Origin of the sequence: Lysinibacillus sp. NPDC092081, assembly GCF_044755845.1 — a bacterium.
Taxonomy (GTDB): Bacteria; Bacillota; Bacilli; order Bacillales_A; family Planococcaceae; genus Lysinibacillus.
On the sequence record NZ_JBIVRU010000001.1, the window covers coordinates 205,075 to 220,786 of the forward strand.

Consider the following 15,712-nt stretch of genomic DNA (forward strand, 5'->3'; position numbering starts at 1 on the left):
TATTCTTAAAAAGTTTTTAGTGAACTAAAAATTCAATATTATGAATGTTATTTTGGGCATTATACATTTCGTTATAATATCCTTTTTTATTTATTAACTCTTGATGAGTACCTTCTTCTATAATTACACCATTTTTTAAAACGATAATTCTATCTGCTAAGGCGGCTATTTTTAATCGATGAGTAACAAATAAAATTGAACCTTTGTAAATATTTAAAAGGTTATTCATAATTTCTTTTTCTGCAATCGGATCAAGCGCAGAAGACGGTTCATCCAACACAATTAAATCACTATCACGATATAATGCTCTTGCTAATGCAATTTTTTGCCATTGACCTCCTGATAATTCATTTCCTCCCTCAAACTGTCGTCCCAATACCGAGTCATACTTATGAGGTAAATTCTCAACAAATTCTGTTAAGCCAACCTTATTGATAGCATTCTTGATGCGAGATTTATCGCAATTCTCATCATTTTCAAATGAAATATTTTCATTAACTGTGAGTTCATAATGAACAAAATCTTGAAATAAAACAGAAATTTTTTCTTGATATTTCTTAATGTCCAAATCATTAAATTTAATATTGTTTATTTTTATATTTTCACTTTTGTTAGAATATAGACCTAAAATGGTTTTCATTAAGGTTGTTTTGCCACTACCGTTCTGACCGACAATAGCAACCTTCTCGCCATGATTTATTTCCAAATTTATATTTTTTAATATATTTTCACTCATATTTGGATATTTAAAAGAAAGATCTTTAATTTTAATATTTTTTATTCTAAACTCTTCTTTAATTGATACTGAATACTCCTTTTCTGATTTCCCTGGAGTTTTTACAAATTCCAGAAAATCTTTAATAAAGTAAGACGAATTTTTATAATCTGAAAAATATTTAGTAGAAAGGCTTAAATTGCTTTGTAATAACTGAATTGCTTGTAAAGTTGCTAATACCCCCCCAGCTCCAGCTGTAGTACTTGTTTGTAAATTCAAAATTACAATAATTCCAGAAAAAGCATATGTTAGAACTAGAATTATCTCTGATAAAAAAAGATATTTAGTTTTAATTTTAAGAAAATTTATTTGGGAATCTGTATATTCATGAAAATAGTTATTCCACCTTTTCACAAAAAAATCAAAGCTATTAAAAATAATGGTCTCCTTTAACATATCTCGTTGGCTAAGTACAAATGAGATATACTGTTCCTTCCTATGTATAGGTATTAAATTTGAAAAAAACAGGAAATTTCTTTTAGAGAATTTAAGCTGAATAAGGAAATAAGGAATAACCCCCAAAATTACTATTATTACAACTAAATTATCAATAATTGTTAGTAAAGCCAGTGAAGATATTAGACTTATTAAAGCACTAACAAGAAAAGTCAAAGCATTAAAAGCATTATTCAAATTTTCTTTATTTGAAATAACTCTTTGGTAAGAATCATAAAATTCCGGGTTTTCAAAATTTAAAAATTCTGTTTGAGAGGTTTTAAAAAAAATTTCATTTGTAAGGATTTTTGTTACTTTATTTGTAAGTATTTGTTCATTTATTGAAAGTAAGTGATTTATAGAATAAGGAATAATTAATAGTAAAATTTGAAGCAAAAAAAGAATTATTAATTTTTTTAGTTCAGATTCCCCATTTATGTAATTTAGTATTTCATTAATTAACAATTGGAAAAAATATATCGAAATTACTGGAGAAATTCCATTTATTATTTTTAAAATTATATTAAAAATTGACAATTTTAAACAGTTTTTAATATAAAAATTTATTATATAAAATAACATTTTTAAGTTCTCCCTAATAATTATTTATTGAAACTATATTTAAATAATACTATCCCCACGGAAGAATTAGCTGAAATGCTCTAAAAAAACCGTAGACAAAGGACAACTGTCTACGGTTTGCTGAACCTTTAAAGTCCAACCTTTATTATAAATTCTAATTCTACAATATTAGACTATTTTTTTATTTAATTTTTTATTTAATATTAAACCATTTTTATATAGTTTTATTTAGTGCAACCACAATTGCAAAACTGTATATTACCATCGCAAATCCATTGCGGGTTGTTCTTATCAACCCATTTTCCCAAAGTTCCTATCATTCCTTGTGTAGCACAATTTACGTGACCTTGACACCATTTGTAAAATGTTTGTTGTGAACAAGCTGCTGCTGCTGGTTGAATTAAATTATTTAGAAAATTACTCATAATAATACTTCCTCCTTTTTTTTGATTGTAGAATTAGAATCATAAACTAAATTAAAAAAGCTATAAACCTCTGGTGTTTTTAATATTATTTCATTTATTTCATTTAAATAAATAAATGAAGGGGCAGTATCAATTGAATTTCCAGCAAGAAATTGCCTATCATATTTAAGAATATTGAAATTAAAATCGTATAGTTTTAGAAAAGATTCTGAATTTTCATCAGTATCTTCTACTAATACAAAAATATCTATATAGTTATTAACTTCACTATGGAATTCATTCCAATATATCTCAAAAATCTCTTTGCAATACGGGCAATTTTTACTAATTAGTAATAAAATCTTCGGTTTATACATATCTAATGCTTTTTCAAATTGACTACTCATTATAAGCTTTTCAAATTGTACTGGTGTCATTAATTCATCATTTTTTACATTAACATAATCAACTATTTTGTTTGTATTATTATTTTTTATTAATAAAAACATTTTTATTAATAATATTGTTAAACAACTTACTATCAAAAGAATGGAAAGTTTTTCTATATTTAACAAATTAATGAACACCTACCTTTTTTTATTTAACTTATATTTACATTTAAATATAAAATCTTACAATAGTCAACAATAAATATAAAAAATTTCCATTTCAATCTATATTTGTATACATTTTATGTCAAAACTAGTATCCTCAATACCATGAAAATAGGAATCAATTATAAGGGTTGAACTTTTTTCTATATACATGAATCTTCTACATATCAAAAATTGGACAATTCTAAACGTTTATAGAAAGTATCAGTACAAAATATGTAAGTGTTTATTAAAGTAAAAAATTTTGTGATTTATTCGAATATATAAAATAGTGATAAAAAAGATGCTGTCTATAAAATACAGACAGCATCTTCTTCAAAGTGACTATTAAAAAACTATATATTTCAAAAAATATATTATGAATTCTTTAGATAATTAATGGAAATACACATTCCTAATTACACCTCTACATCCATCTGTATAGCTACTCTTAAATTACATCACCGTTGCTTCTGGCTCATAAGCAATCATTTCTTTAATTGCATTGCCCTCACCCATAATGGCTACTGTTGGCTTATGATCTTTTGCCTCTGCATTATCTACGTACACATAAGAAATAATTATCACAATATCTCCACGTTGTACTAGGCGTGCTGCTGCACCGTTCACACAAATAACGCCTGATCCGCGTTCCCCTGCAATAATATATGTTTCAAAGCGTGCGCCATTGTTGTTATTAACGATATGCACTTTTTCATTTGGTAGCATTCCTACTGCATCTAAAATATCCTCATCAATCGTAATAGATCCAACATAGTTTAAATCTGCTTGTGTCACTGTAGCACGGTGGATTTTACTGTTCATCATCATTCGTAACATATTACAATCCTTCTTTCACATTAAAGATACAATTATCAATTAAACGCGTTTTACCAATATAAACGGCTATAGCTAAAAGCACTTGCTCCGTCTCAGCAGTTGCAGGTATTAAATCTGGATACGCTAATAGTTCAATATAATCTATGTGGCCATGTGTGCGTGCTGCAATGTGTGCCTTTGCTTTAGCAAGCGCATTCGCAACATCACCATTCGCTAAAAAACTATCACGAGCAAGCTGTAGCGCTTCATGAATTGCTGGTGCCTCAAGACGGTCCTCTTTACTTAAATAGACATTACGAGAGGATTTCGCTAAACCGTCCTCCTCCCGTACAATGGGTACTACTCGCATTTCTAAAGGGAAATTAAAATCGCGTACCATCGTAGCAATAATAGCAACCTGCTGCGCATCTTTTTGTCCAAAATAAGCTCTTGTCGGCTGTGCTAGGTGAAATAATTTTGATACGACCTGTAAAACGCCATCAAAATGGCCTGGACGGCTCGCCCCACAAAGAATGGTTGCCTGTTCACCCGCATGAATACGAATACCACCATCATGCGGATACATTTCTTCAACGCTCGGTGCGAAAATAATATCTACACCGACAGACTCTGCTAAAGCAGTATCCCGTGGCAAATCACGTGGATAGCTTTCAAAGTCTTCGTCTGGCCCAAACTGTGTTGGGTTGACAAAGATACTCATAACGACTAAATCATTTTCGGCACGAGCTGTTTTCGCTAGTGTTAAATGACCCTCATGTAAATAGCCCATTGTTGGAACGAGTCCAATTGTTTTTTGAGCCTGCTTAGCTGCTTGGATTTCTACGGTTAGTGCTTGGATTGTAGTGACAACTTTCATTACTTTACGCCCCCATATAGCTGATCCAATGCTTCCTCTTTCATCGTGAAGAAATGCTTCGGCGCAGGGAATGTACCTGCCTTTACCGCTTCTACGTAACCAGCAATTCCACGGCTTGCTTCTTGACCCATATTAGCAAACTGTTCCACAAATTTTGGTACATGATGCGAACCGTAGCTTAACATGTCATGATAAACCAACACTTGTCCATCAGCCTCTACACCAGCTCCAATGCCGATCGTTGGAATAATGAGATTAGCAGATACCATCTCTGTTAGCTGATGCGGAATACATTCTAAAACGACAGCACATGCTCCAGCCTCTTGACATTTTTTTGCATCTTCCATGAGTTTCGTTGCCTGTTCAGCTGTTTTCCCCTGAACCTTGTAGCCACCAAGCACTCCTGCTGATTGAGGTAGTAAACCTAAATGAGCTACCACCGGAATGCCTGCTGACGTTAATTTACGAATTGCTGGTAGAACATCGTCTGCTCCCTCTAACTTAAGTGCATCTGCCCCTGTTTCCTGCATCATGGATACTGCGGTTTTCAACGTCTCGTGTACATCACCATGGTACGAACCAAATGGCATATCCACAACAACAAACGTATCCTTTGCCCCTCGGCGCACCGCTTTTGCATGGTGAACCATATCGGCTACTGTTACTGGCATTGTAGAATCATAGCCAAGTACTACCATACCTAGTGAATCTCCCACTAGAATCATATCGACGCCTGCTTCCTCTGCAAATTTTGCAGCAGGATAATCGTATGCAGTGAGCATAACGATTTTCTCACCTGCTGCCTTCATCTTTAAAAAATCTGAAGTTGTTTTCATCATGTAGTCCTCCTTTTTTAAGGAAAGAAAACAGAAAAACCCCTCTGTTCCTAAAATGGACAGAAGGGTAGTGTTTCGTTCGTTATCAAAAATCACCTCTTGTTGTTGAGTAGAGGCCATAACTTAATAAAGGGATACGGAAACAAATCTCTTTGAGAGAATTGCCCATTCCATTGAATCAAGTTATATTTTTGAACGCTTGTTTTCTTCCGTCCCTGTCATGAAAAGATCAAGGCAGATATTTATTGTAAATAAGTTTTACGTTTTTGAAGGTGCTGTTCACAAAGGATACTGCCCTTCGCACATACTATAACAGATTCCCCTAGTAATCTTCAAATATTATTTTCTAATAATTACGATCAATAATTATTTCCAATATCAAACTGTTTGTTTCTGAAAGTTTGATTTTCGATAAACTTCAAACACTGTAAATAGAAACAGGGCAAATAAAAATGTGAATAAACCAGACGTTACTTTTGTCACTGGTACAAAGACATTCCAAAATGAATTAATTAAAGCGTGAAAAATAATACAGAGAAAAATACTTTTAGTGGAGAGGTAAATGATTGTCAATAAAAAGGATAGCGCTAAAGCTGTTAGAGAAAACCATAGGAAGTTCATGTTCATTTGATTTGATCCAATGACAAACCATAATGGCAGATGCCAAACCGCCCAAATAACGCCCACAATAATTGTACTGGTGAAAGGAGACCATCTTTTTTGTAATGTAGGCTGTAAAAAACCACGCCAGCCAATTTCTTCTAGTCCTCCACCAATAATCATGATCGGCAATTCAAGTAACGCCAGATACATTGGATTCTCCATAGTCGCTCCACCCCATAGAGTTGGTAAAAAACAAGCCGCAAATGCCAATCCGATTGCAAATAGGTACCAAGAAACAGGATGCTTAGGATTTTTCACATTATGGATAAATGATTTGAATTCTTCTTTAGTCGAATATTTCTTTTTCAACCAAATCTCACAAATTGCAGGAGTAATTCCGCCGAGAATAAATAATAGCATTGATTTTGCATTGCCAAACTTCAGCAAATTTAGCTGTGTTAATAAAGCTAAACTGCCCCATATTATCCAAGACGTAGCAAAGGTATAAAATAGAAATCTTCTTATCTCTACTCCCAACTTGTATCCTCTCCTTCTTTCGTACCTAATAGTAATAATATGGATTTGCAAAGTGTATTCATCAATCGAATCTCATCAAACTGCACTTGATCATTTGAGAACATCCCGTAACATTTTTGCAAGACAACGTCTCTCACAATGCCATCAATGGATGTCATCATAAAGGTAGATAAATCCTCTATCGATATCTCAGGCTTAAAGCACCCTGAAGAAATACCCTTATGGATTGAATGAAAAATTTGTTGCATCAAATGTTTCCCACTTTCGTTCTCATAAATGTTCGATAAAATTTTCTTTTCTCTATCTGGATTGCTAGCAAATAAAATCGTAAGCTCAAATTGGATTTTGCCAACTGTTGATACGTTTTCCTTCATGTACTCTCCAAGAAAATTAAATAATTTAATGATTGTTTTTGTGGGAGAATTACTCGTATCTGTAATTTCATCGATAATATGTTTATAGTCTGCATTAGCATTTACTTGATTAATAACCTCAATAAGTATTTCATCCAAGTCTGAATAATAACGATAAATCCCCCCTTGACTTACTCCTGAAGCTTTAATAATATCCCTCATCGAAATGTCATAGAGTGGCTTAACTTTACATACTGCTATAGCTGCTTCTAAAATGCTATTTTTCTTTTCCTGTACATATTCATAGCTTACCTTTGGCACGATCTTTACCTCCAAACATTTAAAATGACACATTTGTCATTTTTATCATAATCAATACTCCTTTTATTGTCAATTCAAAATGACACTACTATCATTTTTATTTTCCGCTTGAACTTTTTAATAAAATTTGACAATCCAATGCGATATGTAATATACTTCCACCATACTATACGACATATAATATAAAACCTTGTATAGGTAAACCATTGTGAGGTGAGAAAAGATGACATTTCAACTTGGCTCAGCTTTACTTGACGTTTGTGTACTCGCCATCGTCGATAAAGGGGATGCTTATGGTTACTCATTAACACAGCAAATACAATCCGTGATGGATATATCAGAATCTACGCTATACCCAGTATTACGTCGTTTACAAAAAGCAAATTGCTTAACAACCTACGATCAGCCCTACCAAGGCAGAAATAGACGCTATTACCAAATTACTGAGCAAGGTCGAATACGATTACTGGAACTATTAAAAGAATGGCACAAGTATAAAGAAAAGGTTGATTATGTACTTATAGGAGGGAAATATGATGAATAGAGCAAGCTTTTTGAAAAAGCTACGGGGGAAATTACAACGTCTTCCAGCGCATGAGATTGATGCTGCGCTTGCCTATTATGAGGAATTTTTCGATGAAGCAGGAGAGGAAAATGAACAGCGGGTCATTCAACAACTAGGCTCCCCTTCTCATGTTGCATCACAAATTATGGCGGACTATGCATTAAAGGATTTAGAAGTAGCTTCAACTTCGACTAAGAAGAATATGTCTGCGATTTGGCTTATCATTCTAGCAATAATATCTGCCCCACTTTCATTACCGTTACTTGTAGTTGCTATAGCACTTATTTTTTCATTTGGAGCAGTTATATTCAGCGTTATCATTGCAATTATCGCAACTGTCCTTGGTATCTTTTTCGGTGGAATTGTTGCACTTATTTCAGGCTTCTTCGTTTTAACTCAGGACTGGCCAACAGCGTTACTCTTTATGGGTGTTGGCTTTATCGTAACAGGTTTGGGCATCCTGCTCTTCCCAATCGTTGCTCGTTTGATCAAAACAATCGTTGTTGTTTGTGTTGAAGCATTAGGTAAACTATTCCACAGAATAACGAAGAAGCGAAAGGAGGGATACTAATGACGTCTCGACATACCCATATCGCCATTACTATGATTGCTTTTGGTATACTGTTAGCTCTAGTTGGTTATTTCTCTGGTGGGAAATGGAGTTTTGTGGTAAATGATGAAGGCATCCAATTGCCAGAGAACAATAAACTAGTAAACAATTCCTATAAACTAGATGATTTCACTAACCTCAATGTTATCAATCACTATGGAGATGTTGAAATTGTTACAAGTGATCGTTATGCATTAGAAACAAATGTTATTAATGATGATGATGTGACGTACAGTATTAAAGATCAGACATTAACTGTTGAAACAAAGAGTAAGAAGAAGAATGGTTTACAATTCGGATTTGGTAGCTTCAGAACTCCTTCCATTAAAATCTATGTTCCTTCAGATGTAAAATTGAAGACGGTTGTCCTTGATAGTAATTTTGGAGATACAACCATTCGTGGTCTGAAATATCAGGAGTTAAATCTAATTGAAGATTTTGGAGACATACTATTGAAAGACACTACTGGTGATAAAACAGAGATTACACAATCATTTGGTGATATGAAGCTACAACAATTTTCAAGTAATGGCTTCGTTGCCGAAAGTGAACATGGTGAGATTAACATTGATGGAACATTAAATGGTCAATCCACTATTACGTCTGACTTTGGAGATGCTACACTTCATTTACAAAATAAAAAAAGTGAACTTGGCTTTGAATTAGAAACTGACTTCGGGGATCTTACTATTGATAAGAAAGATCAAAACGACAAAGTATCACAATTATATAAGGGTGATAACCAGCTAAAAGTAACACTTTCATATGGGGACTTACAGTTAAGGTTTAAATAAAGGGCTCTTGGCAAAACGAGGGGTTGATTTCCGTTCTGGCTGGGCGCTTTGTTGCTGTCGCTTCGCTTTCGCACAGATAAAACATTTGTTGCTGTCGCTTCGCTTTCGCACAGATAAAACATTTGTTGCTGACGCTTCGCTTTCGCGCAGAGCAGAGCTTCCTGGGGGCGTCCGATGAGCCGCTCCAGGGTCTCGGGCCAACATGATGTTGGTCACGAAGGCGTTATCACAGGACGTGATGGTTTTAGCCTTCGTTCCTCTATTGCTGATCCCCGAGAAGTCGCCCAGCCTCCACTCCAATCAACTTTTTCACATAGCATATATCTTTTGGCATTTCAATCTAATTTATAATGATAAAATGAAACTACAACAAGCTATTTTTTGTGCGAAAGCAAAGCAACAGTAACAATGTTTTTTTGTGCAAAAACGTAACAGCAATATTCGCATCACTGTTAAATGCCACATTTTTTCGATTATGGTGAGTAGCCTAAGACAGAACTCACCCTCATTAAAATAGCCACAACATCATAAAGATTTCTTTGATTAATTAGATTTTCAACACTATGAAGGTAGAATTTATACACTTGTGATTCTGCCTTTTTAGTTTATAGGATTCAGTTCTTCCCTCTGAACATTAGTAAGAATTTTCCGTTTATTGTACAATGATTGTGTACCCATATTTTAGATATATAAATTTAATTCAAGCAGATGGATAGGAATTTTTATCAGAGCAATCAGTTTTGTAAGTGAAGGCAGAATCTGAAGTGAATCAGGTCAGTTACGCCATCATCTTGGAGATAAAATGCGATTTATGAGGTGATCAATATGAAAATTAGAAAAGCAAACATTGAAGATGCTCAAGGTATCGGAAAAGTACATGTTGACAGTTGGCGAACGACTTATAAAGGCATTCTTCCAGATGATTTTTTGAATAAATTATCTTACGAGCAGCGAACAGAGCTTTGGAAGAAGAATATTTCAGATGCTACGAATTATGTACTGGTGGCGGAAAATGAACAAGATGAAATAATCGGTTTTGCAACTGGTGGCACACGAAAAACTAATTCAGTACCCAATGCAACTGATTTAACGTCTATCTATCTTTTAGAAGAATATCAAGGAATGGGAATCGGTAAACAACTACTCAAAGAAATATTCATCTATTTTAAACAAAAAGGATACGAAAAAGTATTTGTTGAAGTATTAGCAGAAAATAAAACACGTGATTTCTATGAATATTATGGTGCACAATATGTCAATAACATAGAAATAAAAATTGGTGGAAAAATAGTAGAAGAGCTTATTTATGTATGGAATGATATTGATAAGGTTACAGGAAAAATACAATAGGGAGCTATTCGAAACTGTTATTATCTTAAAAATATGAAAGAACGTATATTCTCAAATTGAAAATATACGTTCTTGATTTAATTTTTTAAACAGATAAACAAGTGCATACTAAATACAATTAACAGAGTACCCTATGGTCTATAAAATTTTTATATCTCCAGCATAAATTGTCCGGACTGTGCCATCATCCTCTGTTAGCTGTAGTACACCCTCATCCGTAATTCCACTGGCAATGCCTTCAAAGCGCCCGCGTAAAGTTGTTACTTCAATACGCTGTCCAATGGTACATGACATTTGTTCCCATAGCTTTTTAATGCTAGCAAAGCCCTCTTTCACGTATAATTCCGTGAATTGTTCTAAATATTGTAAAATAGATGCGACAAGGGCTGCACGATTAATTTCCTCTCCCGCTTCTAAACGTAATGATGTCGCAATATCAGCAATTTCTGGGGAGAAATCTGATTCTTCTTGGTTTGCATTAATACCTATGCCTACTAGCAGTGCTTGTACACGGTCGGCCTCAGCTTGCATTTCTGTTAATATACCTGTACATTTTTTACCGTTAACGAGTAAATCATTTGGCCATTTAATGGCTGGTTCAATACGTTTATATAATGTTTTAATAGCCATCGTAACCGCAACTGCTACTACAAGCGTATACGATGAAGCTTGCTGAGGAGTAACATCCGGTCTCACAATAACGGTCATCCAAATACCTGTACCATTTGCAGATTCCCATGGACGCGCCATACGACCACGGCCAGCAGTTTGCTCCTCCCCGATTATAATCGTGCCATGCGGAGCGCCTTCCTGTGCAAACTTGTGAGCGATTGTTTGTGTTGAATCTACAACATCAAAATAATGAATTTCACGTCCAAAACGTTCCGTATTTAAAAATAGTTCAATTTGTGTTGGACTTAAGCTATTTGGCACACCAGTCAGTACATAGCCCTTTTTCTTTACCGTTTCAAATGTATAGCCTTCCTCCTGTAGCGACTGCATATGTTTCCATACAGCTGTACGTGATACTCCAAGAGAATCTGCTAGCTCCTGACCCGAAACCGCTTCACCATTAGCAGCTAATATTCTTTTTAAAATTTCATCCTTCTTAGAAAGACCCATGCTAATCAATCCTTTATTAAAACTCTGCTATATTTTTATTTGCTTACATAATATTGATCCAATTGTATTAATCATACTGTAAATTATGACAATTGACCACAATCTATCATCAAATATCTTTTAGGGAAAAATAGAGTTTAAATTAATAATAAGGAGCCGTCTCATTCATTTTTTGAGACCGGCTCCTCGTTTAAAAATCGATGTTTATCATTTTTTTAAAATAATAGTGTTCTATCCAATTCTTTATCTGTTGTCGGTCATGTTCAAGATCGCCATTCACAACTGCTTCAAGCATCTCCTGCAAAGCTTCTTTTACCCATGGTCCACCTTTTTTTCCAGACCATTTTATTAAATCTGTACCGTTTACAATGAGCTCTCGCTTGTGTTTAATGGGAAGCTTCGTCTGTATTTCATGAATACTTTGCTGTGGCATTTGAACGTCAAGCTGTCTCAGCTTCGCAAAATAACAAGCTGTCTCTAGTTCCTGTTGTGTATACAAAAAGTAATCCATTTTCGTCCAGCCACTTTTTAAAGCTTTTAAAGCTTCTAACACAGCTTTTACAAATGCCATCTCCTTATTTGATAAACGATAGTCACCTAGCACTTCTCGCCAATGATCACCCTGTAAAACCGCAAAATATGCCCAGCCTAATAGCTTGTCCTGCGTGTTAAATTCAGACCAGTCATCAGTTTGAAAAGTACCATTCAAATAATTCACTAAGCTACTTTCCTCAAGCTTTCTTATACCGTTAAAAACATCTTTCCCTACCCATAGCTTATCGAGCTCTGCCTTTATGCGCTCCTTCGCAATCCAAGAAATATTATCAGCCTTGTCCTGCATTGCTTTCAAGGTTTCTGATTCAATTAGAAAACCAAGCTGAGCTGAAAAACGCACGGCTCGCAGCATTCGTAATGCATCTTCCGAAAAGCGTTTCTGCGCGTCACCAACAGCTCGAATTACACCAACCTCAATATCTTGGCGTCCTCCATAAAAATCAACAAAAGAACCATCACGACGCATCGCTATGGCATTCATCGTAAAGTCTCGCCGCTGTAAATCTTCTTTTAGTGAACGTACAAATTGCACTTCCTCTGGTCTACGGTGATCCTTATATTCACCATCTGTGCGATATGTCGTTACCTCCACCGATCCAGCTGGCACGATAACAAGTACCGTCCCATGCTGAATCCCTATATCAACCGTGTGATTAAAGATAGACTTTACTTCGTCTGGCATGGCATTTGTTGCAACATCTACATCGTGAGCAGGACGACCGAGTATAGCATCTCGAACCGCACCACCGACGATCACTGCTTCAAAGCCTGCGTTTTCTAGTTGTTCAATAACTGAATAGGCTGCTTGCCATTCTTTATTGTTTTGCATGATTTCTTTCAGCAACCTTTTCATACAATTTTTCATATTGTTCTACAATTTTAGATGAATGGAATTTTTCATCAACAGCACGGATAGCTGCTTCTCGGAAATGTTGTAATTTCTCTTCATCATTCAATAGGTTCACGGCATACTCTGCCACTGCGTCCGTATCACCTAATTCCACTATATAGCCATCTACACCATGCTCAATGACTTCTGGAATACCGCCTACAGCTGATCCAATACAAGGTACACCACAAGCCATTGCTTCAAGTAAAACCAGCCCGAATGATTCCTGCTGTGATAGTAATAATTTAAGATCACTTATCGCATACAATTCAGCCAAATTTTCTTGTTTTCCTAAAAATAGAACATCCTCCATATAAGGAGTTCCCTTTACTTGATCCATTACACGATGCTTTTCTGGACCATCTCCCACAAGTAATAGTTTTGCCTTCATGTTTGCACGAATCTTCATAAAGGCGTCTATAATATGCGGAAGATTTTTAATTTTACGGAAGTTAGATACGTGAATAATAACTTTTTCATCTTCTTGAATCCCAAATTGCTCCTTTAAGTTACCTGAATTGCGTGGGAAGTATTCACGTTCATCAACAAAGTTGTAAATCGTGTTAATCGGCTTTACTGTATCAATAAGCTCATAGGTTTGTTGCTTTAATGCCTCTGATACTGTCGTAACGATATCAGATTTGTCAATGCCATACTTAATTGCCTGTGAAAGAGTGGAATCCTGCCCAAGTACCGAAATATCTGTGCCATGTAATGTTGTGACAATCCCAATGTCACGACCACTCATTTCACGTGCTAAAACAGCACAGACAGCATGTGGGATTGCATAATGCACATGCAGCACATCTAGTTCTTCATCCTTAATCACGTCCGCCATTTTACTCGCTAATGCTATATCATATGGCGAATATTGAAATACTGAATAATTGCTAACTTCTACTTCATGGAAAAAGACGGTTGGATAAATTTTATTCAATCGAAATGGTACGCTTGAGGTAATGAAATGAATCTCGTGCCCTCTCTCTGCAAGCATTTTTCCTAATTCTGTTGCAATAACACCAGAGCCTCCAACTGTTGGATAACAGGTAATGCCGATTTTTAGCTTTTTCATTCGATTATCATCCTTTCTAAATCACGTCTTTTTTTTAATTTCGTCTTTCTTGAATCAGTCTCCAATCCACAAAGCCTTCTTGCAGGCCTTTTAGTAATATTTCTGCTGTTCCCATATTTGTGGCCAGTGGCACTTGGTAAACATCACAAAGACGAATAAGTGCAGAAACATCTGGCTCATGTGGTTGTGCTGTTAAAGGATCACGGAAAAAAATGACCATGTCCATATCATTATTGGCAATCATTGCGCCAATTTGTTGATCGCCACCGAGTGGTCCTGAACGAAAACGTGTTACCTCTAAGCCTGTAGCTTCAATAACACGCTCTCCCGTTGTACCCGTAGCAAACAACTTATGCTCATTTAAAATATTTCGGTATGCAATAGCAAACTGTACTAAATTATCTTTTTTACGATCATGTGCAATTAATGCGATTTTCATATTACTTCCATCCCAATCTTTAGATGATGTTTTCTAAACCATATACAAGTTGATCCATTTTCATGACTTCTTCTACGCAGAATGCTACACCCGACATAAAAGAATTACGATTTAACGAATCATGACGAATGGTTAATAGCTGCCCATCTCCGCCAAATAACACTTGCTGGTGTGCCACTAAACCAGGTAAACGAACAGAGTGAATACGCATGCCATCAAATTCTGCCCCTCTTGCACCCTCAATTGTTTCTTTTTCCTCTGGATGTCCTTGCATTTTTTGTGCTCGCACCTCTTGAATCAATTGTGCCGTTTTAACAGCTGTTCCAGATGGCGCATCCAGCTTTTGATTGTGGTGCATTTCAATAATTTCAACATCAGGTAAATATTTTGCCGCTTCCTTAGCAAATTTCATCATTAGGATTGCCCCTATCGCAAAGTTTGGAGCAATAATACAGCCTAGCTCTTTTTCTTTAGCAATTGCTGATAATTCCACTAGTTGTTCATCTGTAAAGCCTGTTGTACCAATTACAGGTCGTACATTCAAATTCAAGGCCTCTTTAGTATGTTTATATACTGCATGTGGGCTTGTTAAATCTACTAATACGTCTGGTGCAGTCGCCTCAACAAGTTCAGACATATCTGTAAAGATTGGTGCCGTATAACTTGCCGGAAACATCTCCAGATCAGCTAATGTTTTTCCTACTTCCTTATAATCTAGTACAGCTACTAATTCCATTTTGTCATGCTTCATGACCGTATGTACAGCCTCAGCCCCCATTTTTCCCCTAGGTCCTGCTATTACTACACGAATTGACATTATTCTCCATCCTTTCTAGTCCAGCGATCTTTATCCCTTGTTTCAAATTTATGTATAACTCGTAAAAGTGCTTCATCTAATTTAATGCCCTGCGCATTTGCAAAGCAAATTAAAACAAAGAAAAAGTCACCTAATTCTTCTTCAATACTGTTTGCTTCCTCTGTACTCTTTTTCTTCTTTTGCCCGTAAACGTCCTGCACCTCGCGAGACAATTCACCAAGCTCCTCGGTTAGTCGTGCCAGTAACTCAAATGGTGGGAAATAGCCTTCCTTAAATTGTCCTATATAATCATCCACACGCTGCTGTAAAGCATGCATTGTCACTTGTTCAGTCATCTAAATCACACTCCTACTTACCATCGTAT

Annotated in this window: 18 protein-coding genes; 4 read left to right on the plus strand and 14 right to left on the minus strand. The window is 35.5% G+C overall.

What is annotated here, in order from left to right; genetic code table 11:
- Positions 1–16: 16 nt before the first annotated feature.
- The 8 genes from ACIQLB_RS01030 to ACIQLB_RS01065 form a co-directional block, all read right to left on the minus strand.
- The gene (locus ACIQLB_RS01030; RefSeq protein WP_400719887.1) at positions 17–1,792 is read right to left on the minus strand and encodes an ABC transporter ATP-binding protein; all 1,776 of its coding nucleotides are present in this window, start codon (positions 1,790–1,792) and stop codon (positions 17–19) included.
- Positions 1,793–2,016: 224 nt separating this feature from the next.
- A complete protein-coding gene (locus ACIQLB_RS01035) occupies positions 2,017–2,217 on the minus strand; it encodes a hypothetical protein (RefSeq protein ID WP_400719889.1) in 201 nt (66 codons plus the stop codon).
- Positions 2,214–2,771 carry a hypothetical protein gene (locus tag ACIQLB_RS01040; protein ID WP_400719891.1) on the minus strand — a complete coding sequence of 186 codons (558 nt, stop codon included), beginning with the start codon at positions 2,769–2,771 and terminating at the stop codon, positions 2,214–2,216. The genes ACIQLB_RS01035 and ACIQLB_RS01040 overlap by 4 nt, the downstream gene beginning before the upstream one ends.
- 474 nt (positions 2,772–3,245) lie before the next feature.
- The gene (gene panD / locus ACIQLB_RS01045; RefSeq protein WP_400719893.1) at positions 3,246–3,629 is read right to left on the minus strand and encodes an aspartate 1-decarboxylase; all 384 of its coding nucleotides are present in this window, start codon (positions 3,627–3,629) and stop codon (positions 3,246–3,248) included.
- A 1-nt stretch (position 3,630) separates the two neighbouring features.
- Positions 3,631–4,485, minus strand: a complete 855-nt coding sequence (gene panC, locus ACIQLB_RS01050) for a pantoate--beta-alanine ligase (RefSeq protein ID WP_400719895.1) — start codon at positions 4,483–4,485, stop codon at positions 3,631–3,633.
- Positions 4,485–5,321, minus strand: coding sequence for a 3-methyl-2-oxobutanoate hydroxymethyltransferase (panB, locus tag ACIQLB_RS01055; RefSeq protein WP_400721634.1), 837 nt, complete (start codon positions 5,319–5,321; stop codon positions 4,485–4,487). The genes panC and panB overlap by 1 nt, the downstream gene beginning before the upstream one ends.
- 378 nt (positions 5,322–5,699) lie before the next feature.
- Positions 5,700–6,461, minus strand: a complete 762-nt coding sequence (locus tag ACIQLB_RS01060; protein WP_400719897.1) for a CPBP family intramembrane glutamic endopeptidase — start codon at positions 6,459–6,461, stop codon at positions 5,700–5,702.
- A complete protein-coding gene (locus ACIQLB_RS01065; RefSeq protein ID WP_400719899.1) occupies positions 6,452–7,135 on the minus strand; it encodes a TetR/AcrR family transcriptional regulator in 684 nt (227 codons plus the stop codon). The genes ACIQLB_RS01060 and ACIQLB_RS01065 overlap by 10 nt, the downstream gene beginning before the upstream one ends.
- Positions 7,136–7,358: 223 nt before the next feature.
- Here ACIQLB_RS01065 and ACIQLB_RS01070 point away from each other — a divergent pair, with 223 nt between their 5' ends.
- The 4 genes from ACIQLB_RS01070 to ACIQLB_RS01085 all read left to right on the plus strand — a co-directional run bounded on the left by ACIQLB_RS01070 (position 7,359) and on the right by ACIQLB_RS01085 (position 10,454).
- Positions 7,359–7,679 (plus strand): PadR family transcriptional regulator, encoded by a 321-nt coding sequence (locus tag ACIQLB_RS01070; RefSeq protein ID WP_400719901.1) that lies wholly within the window; start codon positions 7,359–7,361, stop codon positions 7,677–7,679.
- A complete protein-coding gene (locus tag ACIQLB_RS01075) occupies positions 7,669–8,271 on the plus strand; it encodes a DUF1700 domain-containing protein (RefSeq protein ID WP_400719903.1) in 603 nt (200 codons plus the stop codon). The genes ACIQLB_RS01070 and ACIQLB_RS01075 overlap by 11 nt, the downstream gene beginning before the upstream one ends.
- A complete protein-coding gene (locus tag ACIQLB_RS01080) occupies positions 8,271–9,104 on the plus strand; it encodes a DUF4097 family beta strand repeat-containing protein (RefSeq protein WP_400719905.1) in 834 nt (277 codons plus the stop codon). The genes ACIQLB_RS01075 and ACIQLB_RS01080 overlap by 1 nt, the downstream gene beginning before the upstream one ends.
- 825 nt (positions 9,105–9,929) lie before the next feature.
- On the plus strand, positions 9,930–10,454 hold the full coding sequence (locus tag ACIQLB_RS01085; protein WP_400719907.1) for a GNAT family N-acetyltransferase: 525 nt from the start codon (positions 9,930–9,932) through the stop codon (positions 10,452–10,454).
- Positions 10,455–10,592: 138 nt separating this feature from the next.
- Here the strand turns inward: ACIQLB_RS01085 and ACIQLB_RS01090 are convergent, their stop codons facing one another.
- The 6 genes from ACIQLB_RS01090 to ACIQLB_RS01115 form a co-directional block, all read right to left on the minus strand.
- Positions 10,593–11,576, minus strand: coding sequence for a biotin--[acetyl-CoA-carboxylase] ligase (locus tag ACIQLB_RS01090; RefSeq protein WP_400719909.1), 984 nt, complete (start codon positions 11,574–11,576; stop codon positions 10,593–10,595).
- A gap of 190 nt (positions 11,577–11,766) precedes the next feature.
- Positions 11,767–12,960 carry a CCA tRNA nucleotidyltransferase gene (locus ACIQLB_RS01095; protein ID WP_400719912.1) on the minus strand — a complete coding sequence of 398 codons (1,194 nt, stop codon included), beginning with the start codon at positions 12,958–12,960 and terminating at the stop codon, positions 11,767–11,769.
- Positions 12,947–14,092: an N-acetyl-alpha-D-glucosaminyl L-malate synthase BshA gene (gene bshA / locus ACIQLB_RS01100; protein ID WP_400719913.1), complete on the minus strand. Its 1,146-nt coding sequence runs from the start codon at positions 14,090–14,092 to the stop codon at positions 12,947–12,949. The genes ACIQLB_RS01095 and bshA overlap by 14 nt, the downstream gene beginning before the upstream one ends.
- Positions 14,093–14,126: 34 nt before the next feature.
- Positions 14,127–14,531 (minus strand): methylglyoxal synthase, encoded by a 405-nt coding sequence (mgsA, locus tag ACIQLB_RS01105; RefSeq protein ID WP_400719915.1) that lies wholly within the window; start codon positions 14,529–14,531, stop codon positions 14,127–14,129.
- Positions 14,532–14,550: 19 nt separating this feature from the next.
- Entirely contained in the window at positions 14,551–15,348 is a 798-nt protein-coding gene (gene dapB, locus ACIQLB_RS01110) for a 4-hydroxy-tetrahydrodipicolinate reductase (protein WP_400719917.1), read from the minus strand.
- Entirely contained in the window at positions 15,348–15,683 is a 336-nt protein-coding gene (locus ACIQLB_RS01115) for a nucleotide pyrophosphohydrolase (RefSeq protein ID WP_400719919.1), read from the minus strand. Before ACIQLB_RS01115 ends, dapB begins: the two co-directional genes overlap by 1 nt.
- Between the last annotated feature and the right edge of the window lie 29 nt (positions 15,684–15,712).

Excerpts from the sequence above, each read along its gene's own strand:
- panC (WP_400719895.1), bottom strand. The coding sequence starts at position 4,485 with ATGAAAGTTGTCACTACAATCCAAGCACTAACCGTAGAAATCCAAGCA.
- ACIQLB_RS01075 (WP_400719903.1), top strand. The coding sequence starts at position 7,669 with ATGATGAATAGAGCAAGCTTTTTGAAAAAGCTACGGGGGAAATTACAA.
- ACIQLB_RS01095 (WP_400719912.1), bottom strand. The coding sequence starts at position 12,960 with ATGCAAAACAATAAAGAATGGCAAGCAGCCTATTCAGTTATTGAACAA.
- mgsA (WP_400719915.1), bottom strand. The coding sequence starts at position 14,531 with ATGAAAATCGCATTAATTGCACATGATCGTAAAAAAGATAATTTAGTA.
- ACIQLB_RS01035 (WP_400719889.1), bottom strand. The coding sequence starts at position 2,217 with ATGAGTAATTTTCTAAATAATTTAATTCAACCAGCAGCAGCAGCTTGT.
- ACIQLB_RS01115 (WP_400719919.1), bottom strand. The coding sequence starts at position 15,683 with ATGACTGAACAAGTGACAATGCATGCTTTACAGCAGCGTGTGGATGAT.
- ACIQLB_RS01085 (WP_400719907.1), top strand. The coding sequence starts at position 9,930 with ATGAAAATTAGAAAAGCAAACATTGAAGATGCTCAAGGTATCGGAAAA.
- panB (WP_400721634.1), bottom strand. The coding sequence starts at position 5,321 with ATGAAAACAACTTCAGATTTTTTAAAGATGAAGGCAGCAGGTGAGAAA.
- ACIQLB_RS01070 (WP_400719901.1), top strand. The coding sequence starts at position 7,359 with ATGACATTTCAACTTGGCTCAGCTTTACTTGACGTTTGTGTACTCGCC.
- ACIQLB_RS01030 (WP_400719887.1), bottom strand. The coding sequence starts at position 1,792 with ATGTTATTTTATATAATAAATTTTTATATTAAAAACTGTTTAAAATTG.
- ACIQLB_RS01090 (WP_400719909.1), bottom strand. The coding sequence starts at position 11,576 with ATGGGTCTTTCTAAGAAGGATGAAATTTTAAAAAGAATATTAGCTGCT.
- panD (WP_400719893.1), bottom strand. The coding sequence starts at position 3,629 with ATGTTACGAATGATGATGAACAGTAAAATCCACCGTGCTACAGTGACA.
- bshA (WP_400719913.1), bottom strand. The coding sequence starts at position 14,092 with ATGAAAAAGCTAAAAATCGGCATTACCTGTTATCCAACAGTTGGAGGC.
- ACIQLB_RS01080 (WP_400719905.1), top strand. The coding sequence starts at position 8,271 with ATGACGTCTCGACATACCCATATCGCCATTACTATGATTGCTTTTGGT.
- dapB (WP_400719917.1), bottom strand. The coding sequence starts at position 15,348 with ATGTCAATTCGTGTAGTAATAGCAGGACCTAGGGGAAAAATGGGGGCT.